Genomic DNA, 15,467 nt, shown 5'->3' on the forward strand with positions numbered 1-15,467 from the left:
CGACCGGGTCGGCGGGCGGCTCGGGGGCGGTGGCGGGCTCCGGGACGGGCTGCTCGGCGGGCTCGGCGGCGACCGGCGCGAGGCCGAGCTGCTTCTCCAGCTCAGCGACTCCCTGGAGGCGGGTGATCGCGGCGCGGATCTCCTTGGGCTTGGACGCGCTGGCGGTCTCCCGGCCTGCCCTGATCCAGGCGGCGCTTACGAGGGCCTGGACCGCGCCGTCGACACGGCGGCGGGGTGCTCCGGCGTCGACCATCGTGACGACGTTCTCGGCGTCGTCCGCGATGTCGGTCGGCAGCGCGCCGGTGGCGACGCCCACCGCGAGGTGACGGGCGATGGTCTGGGGATGGATACGGGACATGGTTCTTGCTCCTGGGGGGTGAGGATTCCGGGCGACGGGTGTCGGTCCGGGTACTCCTACGTGGTCGGTAGATGAGGAGCAGTGCGCGGCGCGGGTACGGGTCAGCGGTGGACCCCGGGGCTCTCGTAGCGCGGCCTGTGGCACCGGCTGTAGCGGCCCCTGTAGCACAGGCTGTAGCGCTCCCTGTAGCGCTGGCTGTGGGATCCACACCCGTCGAATACACATGTGCTGAATAGGGTTTCCGCTGGTCAGCGAGTTTCTGACCCCCGCTGTGGGGGCTTCCACAGGCCGTTCCGCGGAGTTGGCCGTAGCGGCTGTAGCACGGGTCTGTAGCGCGGACCGGATCATCGGTCGCTCACCCACAGCTGGCCGTCGTCCCTACGCGTGAGGTCGCGGCCGAGGTGGTCCGCGGCGGTGCCGCTCAGCCGGCGGTTCATGGTGGCCGGCGCGTACCCACTCCGGCGCGCCAACGACGTCACCGTGAACTGGCCGGACTGCATGAGCCAGCCGAGCAACAGGTGCTCCGCGCGGCGGACTTCGGCCTGGGCGCGGTGCCAGTCTCCGAGTGCGTCTGCGACCTGGAGCGGATGCGCGCTCTGCCCCTGCTGCTGGGCCAAGTACACGTTGCTCAGCGGCTTCACGGCGTCGCGCGTCGTGACGAGCACACGCAGCACTGCGGCCGGCAGTTCCTCGCGGGCGGTCCGACGCGACACCTCGGTCGGTGCCTTCCTCCTACCCATGCTCAAGCCCTCCTCTCATATGTCCGGCGCACGTGCACCATCCGTGCCCGGTGCGCGTCTGGCCCTGTGCCCCGTGCATGCCTGACGGGCCGCTTCCACCGCCCGGTGCACATCTCACGGCGCCGCGCCAGAGCAAACCCGCTGGTCAGGACGCCGACCCCGTTTCTCCGCAACGTCCGGGCCGGTCGAGCGAGGAGGCGCGGTACGGACACGCCGGTCACGGGGTCGCCGCCGACGTGTCCACGACCCACTCGTCGCCGACTCGGACCAGATCCAACCCGCGCAGCTGCGCGACGGGCGACGCGGCGAGCCGAGTGGCGAGAGTCTCGGGTCGCTGCCCCGTGGCGCGCGCTGTGGTGCTGACCGCCGCGCCGCCGAGGATGGCGAGGCTGAGAAGGTCGTCTACGCGGGCGTCGATCTCAGCCGCCGCACGCTTCCACGCGGCGACGGCGGCGACCACTGCGGTGGGATCGCCCTGCTCAGCCACGGCGAGCTTGTTGAGCGCCTCGGTCGCGCCGCCGATCGCCCGCATCAGGGCACGCGCACTGCCCGGAATCAACTCGCGGCTGGCCTGGATGTTCGAGTGGGTGGGACGGTGACGGAAGCTCATGTGGGGGCTCACTTCTGGTCGTAACTCGTGGCGTGGTCGTGCACCTGCGGCATGGGCTTCGCCCCGGGTGCGTAGGCCGGAGAGGTGGGGTCGTCCAGCACAGCGGCGGGGTCAGGAGTGCCGTCCGGACGGTCCAGGATGCGGACTGGTAGAGAGTCGCTCGACGGGTCGCTGATGGGTGTCCAGTCGGCCCACGTACCGTCGCCGCCGGGCTCGGAACCGCGCGGCAGGCGGTACGCGTAGCGGCGCAGTCGCGGCGCCTTCGCCACCTCCGCGTCGAGGTGATCCAGCGCCGCACCGGCGGGGGTGTAGAAGCCGCGGAATCTCTCGACCGAGCCGGTATCCGGGTCGCACACGAGCCCGACGCCGCGGTCCCGCGGGGAGATGGTCGCCCCCAGCGTGGTCACCTGCTGCCGCTGCTCACCGACGAACAGCGACTGCCGGTTGATCTCACTCGGCGGGCCCAACAACACCAACGTCCGGGTGTTCGTCTTCCACTCGCCGGCGAAGGCGCTGACGTACGAGAACTGGCCCGCCGTCAGGAGATACACACGCATCTCTCTCGCCTGCGACGCGATGTAGCTGATGTGCGCGAGGGTCTGATCCGCCGCCCTCTTCGCCGCCCCGCCGCGCTTCACCTGGTCGTTCAACCACGCAGGAGCCTCGTCCATCACGACCAGCATGGGCGCGGGAACGTACCGCACGCCGCGGTGGGCGAGACGGCCGGCGAGTGCCTGTCGGCGCTCGAACTCGTGCCGCACCATGAGGATGGTGCGGTGCAGGACCGCGGCACTGCCGGACGCGTAGTGCACCACCCCCGGGAGGTTCGCCAGGGCCAGGTTCCGCATGTCGACGCCGAGCTTGGCGTCCCACAGGATCACCTCGGCGCCCTGCAACACAGCCGCTTTCACCATGGTTGCCAGGAGGGTGGTTTTCCCGGCCCCGCTGCCGCCGAACACGCCGAGGTGCGGGGTGACCGCCTGGTTCGCAAGGATCGGCACGGGGGCGCCGGTATCGGCGTCGACACGGACACCGATCGGCAACGCGAAGTCGCCGCTGGCGGCGTGCCGTGCCGCAATGCTCCGCGGACGCACCAGCATCTCGGGCCGGAGCACCGCGAGCGTCGGCAAGTCGCGCGTCACGGCCCTGCTGCGGAGTCGGATCACCGGGCGCATGCGGTCACGGTCCACCACCAGATCCGGCAGCCGGAGTACCTGGCGGAGCGCCGTTTCACCCGCCTCGACCCGGGCGACCGGGAAGTCATCCGGGAGAGCCAGAGTGACCGTGCCGCCCCGACTGTCCTCGCCGAACTGCAGCACGGTAGGGAAGCGCTTCTCCTCCATCCCCTTCGCGGTCCGGCGGGTCTGGCGGATGCGACAGGTATCGAAAACCTGCTCCCGATAGGCTGGGTCGTTGAAGAACTTCGCGGCCCGGGCACCCGCTGCGGCCCACGCAACACCGGGCCCTGCGACACCCCGGCGGACGAGGACGATGTGCCCGTCTCGGGCCCGCACATGATGCTCGAAGCGGCCCACATTCCCGCGGTTAAGGAGGTAGTCGGCGAGGTACGCCCCGTGACGGTACGGGTCCACTCCCGGCGCGACCGGGACGTCGGCAACCACTGCGTCCTGCAGCACCGAGACGGTGGTGCCGACGTTGTTCCGGAGTGCCCGCCGAACCCCGTCGACGATGCGGTCCACACCGGTCAGCTCGACGCGGGTCTCGGCGGTCGGCATCAGCGGCCGGGCGGCGGCGATAGCCGGCGCGAGCGCCACGTACTCGTCGATCCACTGCTGGACACGGCGCTCGGACTCCGCGGCCTGGGCGGCCTGCTCGGCGGCGGCGTCCGGCTCGGATGCCGGTGCGTCGGTGGGGGTCTCGGCGGCCGGCTCGGCGGGTGTGGCGGGCTCGACGTAGCTGGCGAAGGGATTCACATAGTCGGTCATCAGGTCCACTCCTCGGTAGCGGTGTGACGGGTCTCGGCCGGCGGCTTCGTGTTCGTCACGGCGACCTCGATGAGGCCCGAGTCGGTGTCGCGGGCGACCGTCGCGGACCGGCAGCGCCATGCGCGGAGCAGGGACGGGAGCATCCGCTGGATCGATGCCTCGTCCACGCCGGCGTGGTGCAACTCCAGGCGGACCACTGCATCCCCATCCGCCGCATAGGTGACCCCGGCAAGCGTGATCCACGGCGTCCAGGTGCGGGTGTCACCGTCGACGTTCCACGAGCCGAGCTTCAGCTGCCGGACAGCGGAATCCAGCCCCTGCGCCGCGGGGCCGGTGCGCCCCGCCTGATCCAGCAGGGCAGCCGCCGCGCTCCCGGTCGGCGCAGAGAACCCGCCGGTCTGGGCGTGCCCGACGCCCCGCGCGTGCGCCTGCGCCAGCGTGATCTGCGGCTCGGGCGGCAGTTGCACCCGGACCGGCTCCGGCGTGAGTCCCAGACCCAGATCGTCGTGCGGGGCGGCCTGCTGCGCGGCCTGCTGCGCGGCGGCGGCGCGGGCCGAGTCGCACGCCTGCGCCCACTCCCGTTGTGCGAGGTTCAGGCCCGCATCCGCGTGGCTGAGGTAGGTGCTCCGGCGTGCGGCCGCGACCCAGCACGGCACGGCCACCAGGAGGCCCAGGGCGGCGAAACCGAGTCCCTCCAGCCCGAATCCGGCGACCGGTAAGGCCGCGACGACGGTGCTCCAGCCCGTGATCCGACGACGGGATTCCGCCACCTCGGCGCGCACGGTGCTGACGGTGGTTCCGCGTCGGTTCGACAGCGTGGGCAGCCGGTTCCAGCCGGTCACCAACAGGATCGCGGCGACGATCAAGGCGAGCCACGCGTGCAGATGCAGCAGGTCGTGGAGACCGGCCGCCGGGCCCGTCCCGGTGGGCTCCGGCGGTGCCGTCGTGGTGGTCTCCACCGGGGCGGTCTCGGCGTCGCAGTCCCCGATCACGGGGCGTCCCAGTGCATCCCGGACACACGGCGTGGCGGTCTCGGTGTCGCGCGTCGGCGTCGTCGTGGTCGTGGTCGGCGTCACCTGCTGCTGCATCCACGCCGCACACCCGGCGACGTCGTAGCGCCCGTCCGCCTGGAGCGCGCACGGCGATGCCGGATCCGCTGCTGCGGGCGCCGCGCACCCGCCCACCGCGAGCACGCCGGCGACCGCCACGGCGGCTCCGATCCGCCCGAGCGCGAGTGATATCCGCGAATCATCCCCGGTTTCGTCACCGCGGGTTCTGGGGGTCCTGATCGCCATGCCGACAGCGTGCACCGACCACGTGTCCGGTGCAAGAGTCGGAAACTGCTGCGCCCCAACGTGTCTGGACCTGTGGTCCCACCCGGTCCCGCGCCGTCCTGCCCCGTCCAGGGTCGGTGTGGGGAGGATCACACGGGCGGGGGTGTGCGCCGGACAGGTGCGGAGGTGTCGTCGGGCGGGGTTGTCGTGGGGTGGCTCGAGACTTGTAGGTGTCGAAGTACCAACTCAGCGGAGGGACAAGATGATCCAGATCAACGGGTGGCACGGCGCGTGCCCGGAGTGCGGCCGCGGGGGTGGTATGGCACCGGCGCCCGAGGCGGTGCCGGAGGTGCCGCGGGCGCACTCTGTGCACCAGGTGGCCGGCCACCTGCACGTCAGCGACAAGACGGTGTACAGGCTGACTCGATCGGGTCAGCTGCGGAGCGTGAAAATCGGTGCGCGGACCGTGATCCTGGCGTCGGATCTCGCGGCCTACCTGGCCGCACACAGCGGTCGCGGAGGTGCAGCGTGATCCCGGCGCAGGCCCTCGCACGCGCAGCCCGGCGCGCGGCCGCGGCAGCCATCCCGGCAGGGGCGGGATCAGATGGCCTCGTGACCACGGAGACCATCAGGGAGTGCGAGATGCACAGCGCCGCACACCGTCACGGGCGCGCCGCATCCCAGCTGATCCTGGCGCTGAATGCGGCCGACTCGGTGGACGCAGCCATCGCGGCCGCGATGGCAGAGGCGCGCTATCTCGGCGCGCACGGCGTGCCTGAGATGCAGGCGTTCGCAGAGGCGATAACGGCGCGGCGAGGCGCGCTGGCGGGGCGGGTGCTGGGGGGCCGCGTCACCGAGATGGGGGCGTGGGTGCGGATGGCGTGGCCCGCGATCACGCAGCTGGCGGAGGCTGCCGGATGAGCGCGATCAGCGAGGTCGAGGCGCACGCGCGGGCGGCGCAGGAACTGGCCGTCGAGTGCAGCGACAGCACCACGGCGCTGGCCGCATACGCCGGTGCGATCGCGGCGGCGGGAGTCACCCGAGCGCTCACCGGCGTCCGGCTCGCGGACGCCCTGCTGCACGTCGTGGCCGGCGACCCGTTGTACGCCGTCGCGCACCGCGAACTGTCGCTCGCGGACCGCCGCGCCATCGGGCGCTGGGTGCACGCCGAGTGGCCTCGGATCACGGTGGCAGCGGCGGGAATCGAGGCCGCTGCCGAGGTGCTCCGGGAGCCCGTGACGGCGGCGGATCGGGTCGCTGCGGCGCACCGAGCGGCGGGTCGACAGCTGGCGCTGGAACACGAGCGCGGGGCGGCCGGGGTGGTGCACTGCGGGGTCATCGCGGAGGTGCGGTGGCGGGTCGGCGAGGAAGGCGACGACCCGATCAGCGTCTACCGGCGGTTGCTGATGGGGGACCCCCTCGCTGCGCTCGCCGCTGACCAGCTCGGCGTCGTCGCGAGCTCCGGGCTCGCCGCCTGGATCGCGAGCGTGGCCCTGCGTGAGTGCGCGCGCGAGCGACCTGCTGAGCACGGGGTGGGCGGCATGAGTCCGCAGGCGTACTGGCGCGGTCTGCTGGCCGTGTCCGTGACCACAAGCATCGCGCTGAACGTCGCGCACGTGCTGATCGCGACGGGGCCTCACCGCGGCGTCGCGGTGGCGGTGGCCGCGGTCCCGCCCGGGATGCTCTTCGCCGTCACGCACGGACTCGCGGCCACGGCAGATGCCGGAGTGCGCCGCGCCGTGTACCGCGTTGCCGTGACGGGAGCCGCGGCGCTCGCACTCGGGGCGTTCGCCGCCTCGTACATCGCGATCCGCGACCTCGCACTGGCTCTCGCCTACCCGCGCGTGGTCGCCGCCATCCTGCCCGTCATCGTGGACTGCGCCATCGCGGTCGCCTCCGCGATGCTGCTGGCGGTGCGGCCGACCGACGTGACGCAAGCCGATGATGCAGGCGGCGACCCCCGCATCACCGCCGCGGCGCAGTCTCCCGTCGACGCCCCCGCCAGCGAACCCGCCCCGACCCCGTCCTCGGTCCCCACCCCGCCCGTGACGCACCCCCTGATGCAGCCGCATCACGCTGCATCAGCCCCCGCGACCTGCGCAGATCCCACCCCGGCCCCGATGCCCGCGGTGCAGGCGGTGGGGGACGGCGGGGCGGCTGATGCGGACGGTGCAGCTGACGCGGGGGGTGATGCGGGTGATGCAGCGCCGCGTCACGCGGTGCGGGCGCGGGTGCTCGCACTCGCCGCAGACGGGGCGTCGAGTCGCGCGATCGCAGCGGAGACGGGGGTCTCCGCCAGCACCGTGCTGCGGATCGTGCGGTCCGCGTCGGCGGGCTGACTCGGCCGGCCGGCCTGGTGCGGCGGGGGCGCGAGGGTCGGTCGGACGGCGAGAACGTCGACTCACATGCGCGTGGGCGACGGATCGATGAGACGGCGGTGCCATTCTCTGAAATAGAGAATGGCACAGAGGGTTTCAGGTCGCGACACGCCGACGGCCGTCCACGCGCCGCGCTTGACAGGGCCGGAGTGGACGCCTACTACTGGACGCGACAGAGCACTACCGATAGCTACAGAGAGAGAGGAGGAGGCATGGACGTGCTCGATGTTCCAGGCGCCGCGGCTGAACTCGACGTCTGCGCCGAGACGGTGCGCAGGCTCATCCGCGCCGGCCGCCTGCGCGCGATGCGCGCCGGGACGCGCGGCTACCGGATCCGGCGCTGCTGGATCGCGGAGTACCGCAACAGCACGATCACACTCTGAAGCCACCCGGACATGAGAGAAGCCCGGCTGTGGGGGCCGGGCCTCATGTCTCCACCCCGCATCACTGAGCTGGAAGGACCTCCCGATCATGCCATACCCGCCCCGCCCACCGCGCCTGTCGTGGCACCTCGACCCGGCCGCGCCGATGACCCCGGAGGGCCTCGCCGACGCGCAGCACCGGTACGCCAGCACCGTCTCCCCGTACGCCACAGTGCCTGAGGCCGAGGCCCACGCGCGCCGGTTCGGCCTCAAGCTGGGGCGCCGATGAGGGCCCGCGACCGCGTCGAAGTCGAGCCTTGGGTGGACCTGTACATGCTGCTCGGAGCCCACCTGCTGCCGCTGAGCCCGGGCACCAAGAAGCCGGTGAACCAGGGCTGGCCCGATGCCCGCGCGATGACCCGCGACGACGCAATCAGCTGGCTCGCGCGCGGCGGGGGCATCGGCATCAACCTCGGGAAAAGCGGCTGGATCTGCTTCGACGCCGACAACGCCGGAGCCGCCGAGCTGTTCCGGCGCGCCGGTCTGGTGCGCACCGTGATCCCGGCGAACGCGCAAGTTCCCAACCACCCGCAGGGCAAGACGGGCGGCGGCCACTTCGTCGCCCTCGCGCCGGAGGGCTTCGACCCGGACACGCTACACAGCCGCCCGTTCGGGCTACCCACCGGCGAGAAGGGCGACGCGCTGGGCGGGCGCCGGTTCATAGTGGGCGTCCCGACGCGGCTGGACGAGGCCGGCGGGCGGATGTACCTCCCCGACCCGGCCGGCCAGTGGGGCACCGGCGCCGAGCTGCCCCGAGCGGGTGCATGGGTCGCTGACGCCGGAGCCGAGGGCTGCCCGGCCGGTCTGGAGGCGCTGCGGGGCCTGCTCGGCCCGAGGACGGCGCGCGAGCGGGTGCTCGACGCCGACGGCGACGGGCGGACCGAGCGACAGCACCAGATCGACGAGATCGGCTGGGACCAGGTGATCGGTGGCGACCCGCGCATGATCGCGCGAGGTGCGGACAGCTGCGGATGCGACCTGTACGAGTGGGGTCCCCAGTCCGGCGACCGTGGCGCGACGCTGCACGACGGTTGCGCGTGGGGGTTCGGAGTCCACGTCTGGTCCGGCACGATGCAGACGCAGCTTCAGCTCGACGGCGAGCACACGGACCGCCTGCGCCTCGCTGCGCGGCTCCGCGGGCTGGACCTCGACGGCGAGGTGGCACTGGGCCGGGAGTGGGGCGTGGAGTTCGGCGGGCTCAGGCCCTTCACAGACGACTTGGACGCTCTGGCCGACCGCGCCGAGGAGCGCGCGGAGGACCCCGCCGCCTGCGCCGGCGCGATCAAGGGGCCGGATCCCACGGAGGTGCCCCACCTCGCGGTGCTCGACGACGGCGCACACGCGCGTAAGACGAAGCGATGGGTGCAGATGCCCGCCGACCGTGAGTACTGGCTGCGCGAGGCCGGGGCGTGCCGGGGCCTGGCGCGGATGCTCCGGGGCGGCCCGGCGGCGGGTATGCAGCAGGCGGCGGAGACGCTGGTGACTGGGCCGGTGGTGGGCGCGCCGCAGCCGGTTCCGGCCCAGCCGGTTGCACCGGCAGCTTCTGCGGAGGTGGTCGACGCCGAGGTCGTTGACGTGCCCCAAGCGGCCCCGCCGTCCGAGACATCCGAGAATGCGCTCGCCGTCGACGACGCGGTCGAGGGCGAGCTGGTGGAGGACTGGGAGGACGGTGACCCGGGTATGTGGCTGCGTCATCGGCAGATCGAGGAGGCGCTGCGAGGTACCCGCGACCCAGAGACGGGGCTGTGGATCGGTATGACGCCGGCGCTCGGTCGGATGGCGAACCTCGCGGAGAGCGAGGGGGTCTACCTGCTCGGGTTCATCGAGTCGGTGCTCCCCCGTGTCAGCGCCCGAGTCCCTGCACGCGTGGTCATCGCGCCGCGTAACGGCCTGACCACCGACAAGGTGCGAGGCGTGTCCCTGAGTTACAACGCGCTGCTGTTCGGTCCGCCGGCGACGGCGAAGACCACCACGCAGACCGCAGCGGCGGCCGCCGTTCCCCTTCCCGAGGGCATCGCCATCGTTCCTCAGGGCACCGCCGAAGGCATTGTCAAGGCGGCGCGCAAGACCGTCGGCAAGCGTAACGGCCCGCCTGAGCAGATCATCTGCGCGACCAGTGTGTACGTCGAGACAGACGAGGTGAAGAGCGTCGACGCCGAGCTCGCGCGCGATGCGAGCAAGTACGTCTCGTTCACCAACTCCACGTTCTTCGGGAACACCACGGTGGGCCAGACGGCGAGCGAGGCTGCCCGCAATGCGCAGGTGCCGCCGCATGGCGCGCGCTTCGCGCAGCAGATCGCGGCGCAGCCGCAGCTCTGTGGGCGCATCTGGACCCAGGCGGGCAGTGGTCTCGACGCCCGGTTCGCGTGCGCCTTCGCCGGCTCGGTGGCGCCGCGCGATCGCGGGCCGCTCTACGGCACGACGGCGCCGCCGCTGCTGCCGAACGGACTGCCGTGGGATCGGCCGGTGGGGCTACCGTTCGGGTTCCGTCCCACCGGGCAGACGATCGAGAACGAGGACGGCACTTCCACCCCGGTACTTGAGGCGGACCCGCCGGAGGATCACCCCGCGGAGTGGGTGCTCTGGCCGGAGGGGTCGCTCGTCGGGGCGGAGGCAGCGGCCCAGAAGGCAGCCGATCGGAGCCGGCACACCCGCGCCGCCATGCTGCATGACCTGGAGACCAGTCGGACCGAGGGCCACGAGGGTGTCCGGACGATGAAGACGTCGGCTCTCCTGGCATTCCTGGACGGAGTCAAACAGCCGAAGGCAGTGCACTGGCGGGCCGCCGAGCTGCTGGCCGAGGCCACCGTCCTGGCCGCCACCGAGAGCGTCGAGCAGAGCGAGCGATACGACGACGAGCAGGCTAAGAAGACCGGGAGGAAGAAGGGCAAGGAGCTGGCCCACGGCAAGGTCGCGACCGAACAGACGGTGTCCGACGCGGTCCGCGCCGCCGCCGAGGCGGTCTACGGGAAGCTCACCCGGCCTCGCGAGGGGGTCCTCGTCCGGGGGAAGCTCGCCAAGGGGTTCGGCGGCACCGCGACCGTTACGCAGATCACCGCGGCGAAGGTGATCGGATCGCGGCACTCCGGGTACATCCAAGCGGGGTTCGAGCTGCTGGTGCGTGAGCAGCGGATCTCGGTGTCCGCCGCCGGCAACGACCCGAGGCAGTACCGGGTCACCGCAGCGGGTCAGCTCACCGCAGCGCCGACGACCGGCGGCATCACGGCCTAGAACTGGAACCGTCCGCCGCCGCAGGAGCCCGTGGAAGCATCCGTTTCCGGAGGCTTTCCCGTCGGGTGATCCAGATCTGGGTCACCGGTGACCGAGAAAATACCCTCTGACCTGGGGTGACCCAGGTGACAGGGTGACCCAGTCCCTGTCACCCTCGCGGCGGGATGCACCCCGGCGGGGAGGCAGCAGTGTCCAATTCCTTATACGAAGCCCCTTTTTTTTGTTTGTTATAGTTAATTTCAGGTACTGACCCCGACAGGTCGTGCACCCCGCCGAGGGTGACCGAGACCGAGGGTGGCGGAATCTGGGTCACCCTGTCATCTCGGTCACCCAAGGTCACACCCTGTTTCTGGATCACCGGGTGACCCAGATCTGGATCACCCGGGCTGATGCGCGGCGTGGAAACGGACATTCGTGCCGGCGACCGCAGTGCTACACATTTACTATGGCGAATTCAACCGTCGAGTCGGGGCGGGGTCTGCGCCGCTGAGCGGCAGCGCGTCAGGACGCACCCGGACGCAGCCGCAACTCGTGTTCAAGGCGCTCGACGCGCTCAGCGAGCTGTCGCACCGCGTGGCCGACCGTGCCCAGGGCTTCGACGGTGGACTCCTGTGCACGGACGAGTTCTTGGACAGTGACACTCACAGCTGCACCTGTGGACACCGCCTTGCCGAGCACCGCACCGTGGGCGTTGACGACCAGCGTGAGGTCGTCGAGATTCTGCAGCACGTCACCCTGCAGCGTCCGGATGTACTCGAACTTTCCCTCCGCGAGCGCCAGCAGAGCGTCCATCTGCTTCTTCAGTTCAGCTGCTGTGCCCGAGTTCGAGTTGGTCACCATCTACCTCCGGGATCGGCGAACGCGGCTCGCGCCTGTGCGGCCACCTCGGCAGCGTACGGGCCGCGACTCGGTCAGTCCCCGAATCGCTATCCCAGTCGCTCTATCCCGCCGCGAAGCTCGTTGCCCCACCCCCGCCGAGGAGGCACAGCCGCGGAGTTCGGCCCGGGGTGGCGTGCGATCCTGATCGAGTGACGCCGCAGCGGGACGACGAGCAAGCTCTGGCGGAGATGGTGGGGCGCCTCCACGACGTCGCTCTCAACCTGCACGACTGTGACGGACGACAGGCAGCAGTCGACTACGTCTTCGACGGCCCTGACGGGGAGGGCGCGGTAGAGGTCACCACTGTCCGAGATCCAGACGCAGCGGCATGGTCTCCGATTCTGCATGCACCTGGACCGACCCTGACCTCACGCAGCTCGATCGGGTGGCTACTCCGGCTGAGCGATTCACAGACGAAGCAGCGGGTCCTACAGCAACGGGTGCCCGACGTGATCGCACTCTGCGAATCGCTCGGTGTCGACCGTGTCGCCGACCTCCCGCCAGACGCGCGGACGACCGACGCAGACTGGTTGATCGACCACGGTGTCGATCTCATGGCCGACCACTCGACGCTGTCGCGGCCCGGCGAGGTGCGCATCCAACAGCCGCCTGTGTCACGCGCAGTGACCTTCGATGCGGAAGTCCTCGATCACCAAGTTGCGACGTTCCTCGCCGAAGAGCGCATCTCACGCAAACTCGTCAAACTCGCCGCACACCCCGGAGCTACCGAGCGTCACCTCGTCGTCTATGTCGACCTGTACGGCACCGGCCATGAACTCCTCGACACGCTTCTGCTCACCTCGCCGGGCGTGACCCCGACCTACCAGCCGCCCGCCGACTTCCCGGCGACCCACGTGTGGCTCACGGGTAACTCCTACTCGGTGCTGACCTGGGATCACGCGACCGGCTGGGCGTGGCGGCAGAACGTCACGGGCACCTGACGAGGCCGGGCAAGCCGCCAACCCCCGGCTGGATGCGTGGGCCGAACCGCTCAGAAGTCCGATCTCGGTGACGAGGCGAGACAGCCGTACCTGCCTGGCCGAGGGCACCGTCGACGTAGTCTCCGATCCATGCCAGATGAGCCACTGGAGCTGAATCGCCTCGTCCAGCCGTGGATCGAGAAACGCCTGATCGCTCGCGAGACCGCGATGCAAGCCGAGCTGGCGTTTGCGCGAGCTGGCACAACGCATCCGACGACTATCGGCGACCGTGGAGAGGTGGCAGCTCGCGCGGCGCTTCGCGCACATCTGCCGGCGAACCTCAGGGTCGGTCATGGCGTGATCCACGACTCTCTCGGCGGGGTATCGAGGCAGAGCGACATCGTGATCACGAATCCGGACCACCCGTTCACCTCGCATGACCCCGAGACGCCGGACGACTTCTTCCTCGAGGGTGTTAACGGCGGTGGGCGAGGTGAAGTCGAACCTTGGGAACTCGGACCTCAAGTCGTGCATACGCGCTGGCACGCAGCTCAAGCAGCTCTGCCCGATGTTCCTCCCCGGCCGAGATGGCCTCAAGCACGGCAACGAGTACTTCTTCCACACCAGCGGACTGCCCATGTACGTGGTCATCGCGTACGACTCCGACTACGCACCCTCCACTCTCCGCGACAAGCTGAGCGCGATTCCCCCAGCTCAGGTGCACCCCGGGCGCCAACAACACGGCGTTCAGCCGCAGCCGCCGATCGACGTGGTCTGTGTCCTTGGCAAGTACGTCGCATGGAACCTGCGAGACGTCCCCGGCCCGATGGAGATCAAGGACGAGCACGGCATTCCGTGTCGCGGTTGGATCGTCGCCGAGACGGAAGCCCCGTTGGCGTGGGCCCTGACCTGGCTCCAGTTAATGACGCCCCGTATCGAGCGCGGGGCGCCGATCTTTCGCTGGTACCTCGGACAGCGCGCTTGGATGCCCGCAGGTGACGGTGAGCCCGACGGGTAGCCACTCGCCCCGGTCGAGGGCACGGCCGCGGGGCTCGGCCCGCACCATGGTCGACGGAACCCGTCCACCGGACCGGTGACCTGGCCTGGCCAGCGGACGCCATCCGCGGCGGCGACAGGAGCATCGACATGGACTTCGCGTTCGATCCGCCGACACGGTCAGGTGCCGACTGGCGACCCGGGCTCGTCGGCGGTGTATTCGCCGACCGCGGACTGTGCGGACGTTTCGATGACCGCGGCCTGCTCAGGTTCCACGACGCGGAGTCGGCGCTGCCGGCGCAGGCCACCATCACCGCAATGTTCGGCACCTGGGGACTCACCGCCGAGGTGTTCGCGTTCGACTGGCTGGCCCGGCAGTTCGCCGTCACGACCCAGCTCGCCGTCGAGGGCACGCCCGACCACACCGGGGATGCTGCGGACTGTCCTCGATCCCTTCGACGGCTCGATCACACCGTGGCTGGATGTGCAGTCCTTCGAGGGGGCGCTCAGCGTTCCGCTCGCGCAGGAGTTCCTGCAGCCCAGCCTGTTCGCCGAGTGGTTGAACTCCGTGGGGGTTGACCGGCTGGCGTTCGACTCATGCGCCGGGGCGACCGTCCGGGCTTCTACGGCAGCCAACGCCACATCGCGAACCTCACCCTCGACTCCACCGAGGTGTACCTGTCGTTCACGCAGCAGCTCTGGGAGCACTGACAGAGGAACGGGCGAGGATCACGCCCGCCGCACCTGATCGCGACGAAGGCGCGGTAGCAGGCCGGACCTGCAAGGGCGCGGACCCAAGCCAGCGGGAACGGGCAGCCCCCTTCACCGCGCGCGACGTGGTGCAGCTGGCGACCGCCACGATGCTCGGGGAACGGTGGGGTAAGCAGACTGAGGCCCCGCCCCCACCCCCGCCGAGACGGCACAGTCGCGGGGTTCGGCCCGGAGGTGGCGCACCGTCCACCCCACTGTCCGCCCCCAACCGGCACGGCCAGCACCACCGCCACCATCCCAGCGCGGACCGGCAGCCCGCGGCCATCGCCAGGCCCACATCCATGACGCGCTGGCAGCCCGGATCCGGGCACCACCCTGCCTGAACTTCTCGTTGCGTACTGCGGCTCACGCCGCATACCAGCCGCCCCGAGCCCGCCTACTTCGCCGGCTTCAGCTTCGGGGGTGCGCCGGGGTGATCGCGGTCGATGAACAGGGTGCGGCCGTAGGTGGTGATGGAGTTCTCGCCGAGTGGAGTGCTGATCGCGGCGGTGGCGTAGGAGCGGATCTGGGCTCCGCCGAGGCATCCGTCGACGGACACCCGGGTCTCCCGAGCGACGACGTACCCGTCCCGCCCGGACAGCGGCTTGGTGGCGATCGGGAAGTCGCGGGTCATGCCGGGGCCGATGTCCCCGGTCAACGACCCACCGGTGGTGACGGTGTCCGCGGCGGTCGCGGACAGCCCGGGGGTGATCGACAGGCTCCCGGACCCGCCGCCCTGCCCGCCGGTGGAGCCGCCGGAGCCGTTACCGGACACGGTGCCGGTGCCCTGGATAGAGGGCGTGACCGAGCCCTCCACGGCGTTGCTGAGGTTGCCATTGATCTGCAGCGACTGCGGGGTGGCCGCGCAGCCCAGTTCGACACCGATGGTGACCGCCGCACCGGTCACCGGGATGGTCGGCGGATGCTTCTTGTCGGCGGGGGTGATGATCGCCTCCCCGGCCA

Annotated in this window: 14 protein-coding genes and 2 pseudogenes; 9 read left to right on the forward strand and 7 right to left on the reverse strand. The window is 70.8% G+C overall.

All coding sequences use genetic code 11. From position 1 onward, the window contains the following. The 5 genes and pseudogenes from ABD908_RS23320 to ABD908_RS23340 all read right to left on the reverse strand — a co-directional run. Positions 1-358: pseudogene (locus ABD908_RS23320) on the reverse strand (hypothetical protein); the annotation flags it as partial. 344 nt (positions 359-702) lie between these two features. Further along, positions 703-1,098 (reverse strand): hypothetical protein, encoded by a 396-nt coding sequence (locus tag ABD908_RS23325; protein WP_345000524.1) that lies wholly within the window; start codon positions 1,096-1,098, stop codon positions 703-705. Positions 1,099-1,315: 217 nt separating this feature from the next. Further along, the gene (locus ABD908_RS23330; RefSeq protein ID WP_345000526.1) at positions 1,316-1,708 is read right to left on the reverse strand and encodes a hypothetical protein; all 393 of its coding nucleotides are present in this window, start codon (positions 1,706-1,708) and stop codon (positions 1,316-1,318) included. An 8-nt stretch (positions 1,709-1,716) separates the two neighbouring features. After that, on the reverse strand, positions 1,717-3,654 hold the full coding sequence (locus ABD908_RS23335) for a helicase HerA domain-containing protein (protein ID WP_345000528.1): 1,938 nt from the start codon (positions 3,652-3,654) through the stop codon (positions 1,717-1,719). Next, positions 3,654-4,949, reverse strand: coding sequence for a hypothetical protein (locus ABD908_RS23340; protein WP_345000530.1), 1,296 nt, complete (start codon positions 4,947-4,949; stop codon positions 3,654-3,656). The genes ABD908_RS23335 and ABD908_RS23340 overlap by 1 nt, the downstream gene beginning before the upstream one ends. Positions 4,950-5,190: 241 nt before the next feature. On the opposite strand from ABD908_RS23340, the gene ABD908_RS23345 reads away from it, so the two are divergent. The 6 genes from ABD908_RS23345 to ABD908_RS23370 all read left to right on the forward strand — a co-directional run bounded on the left by ABD908_RS23345 (position 5,191) and on the right by ABD908_RS23370 (position 10,959). Next, positions 5,191-5,460 (forward strand): helix-turn-helix domain-containing protein, encoded by a 270-nt coding sequence (locus tag ABD908_RS23345; protein WP_345000532.1) that lies wholly within the window; start codon positions 5,191-5,193, stop codon positions 5,458-5,460. Between the two features lie 80 nt (positions 5,461-5,540). Beyond that, the gene (locus ABD908_RS23350) at positions 5,541-5,849 is read left to right on the forward strand and encodes a hypothetical protein (protein ID WP_345000534.1); all 309 of its coding nucleotides are present in this window, start codon (positions 5,541-5,543) and stop codon (positions 5,847-5,849) included. Next, on the forward strand, positions 5,846-7,267 hold the full coding sequence (locus ABD908_RS23355; protein ID WP_345000536.1) for a DUF2637 domain-containing protein: 1,422 nt from the start codon (positions 5,846-5,848) through the stop codon (positions 7,265-7,267). Before ABD908_RS23350 ends, ABD908_RS23355 begins: the two co-directional genes overlap by 4 nt. A 251-nt stretch (positions 7,268-7,518) precedes the next feature. Next, a complete protein-coding gene (locus tag ABD908_RS23360; protein ID WP_345000538.1) occupies positions 7,519-7,689 on the forward strand; it encodes a helix-turn-helix domain-containing protein in 171 nt (56 codons plus the stop codon). A gap of 88 nt (positions 7,690-7,777) precedes the next feature. Next, positions 7,778-7,957 carry a hypothetical protein gene (locus ABD908_RS23365; RefSeq protein WP_345000540.1) on the forward strand — a complete coding sequence of 60 codons (180 nt, stop codon included), beginning with the start codon at positions 7,778-7,780 and terminating at the stop codon, positions 7,955-7,957. Then, entirely contained in the window at positions 7,954-10,959 is a 3,006-nt protein-coding gene (locus ABD908_RS23370; RefSeq protein ID WP_345000542.1) for a bifunctional DNA primase/polymerase, read from the forward strand. The genes ABD908_RS23365 and ABD908_RS23370 overlap by 4 nt, the downstream gene beginning before the upstream one ends. Positions 10,960-11,460: 501 nt before the next feature. On the opposite strand, the gene ABD908_RS23375 is transcribed toward ABD908_RS23370, so the two are convergent. After that, entirely contained in the window at positions 11,461-11,796 is a 336-nt protein-coding gene (locus tag ABD908_RS23375) for a hypothetical protein (RefSeq protein WP_345000544.1), read from the reverse strand. Between the two features lie 191 nt (positions 11,797-11,987). Between ABD908_RS23375 and ABD908_RS23380 the strand changes: the two genes are divergently transcribed. From ABD908_RS23380 to ABD908_RS23385, 3 genes and pseudogenes are all read left to right on the forward strand, one after another. Then, positions 11,988-12,779, forward strand: coding sequence for a hypothetical protein (locus tag ABD908_RS23380; RefSeq protein ID WP_345000546.1), 792 nt, complete (start codon positions 11,988-11,990; stop codon positions 12,777-12,779). Positions 12,780-12,986: 207 nt separating this feature from the next. Continuing rightward, positions 12,987-13,181: pseudogene (locus tag ABD908_RS27730) on the forward strand (DUF6602 domain-containing protein); the annotation flags it as partial. Between the two features lie 70 nt (positions 13,182-13,251). Next, the gene (locus tag ABD908_RS23385; RefSeq protein ID WP_345000548.1) at positions 13,252-13,776 is read left to right on the forward strand and encodes a hypothetical protein; all 525 of its coding nucleotides are present in this window, start codon (positions 13,252-13,254) and stop codon (positions 13,774-13,776) included. Positions 13,777-14,901: 1,125 nt separating this feature from the next. Here the strand turns inward: ABD908_RS23385 and ABD908_RS23390 are convergent. Then, positions 14,902-15,467: MspA family porin (locus tag ABD908_RS23390; protein WP_345000552.1), on the reverse strand; the 566-nt coding region annotated here is incomplete at its 5' end.

The organism is Tsukamurella soli (genome assembly GCF_039541155.1).
GTDB lineage: Bacteria > Actinomycetota > Actinomycetes > Mycobacteriales > Mycobacteriaceae > Tsukamurella > Tsukamurella soli.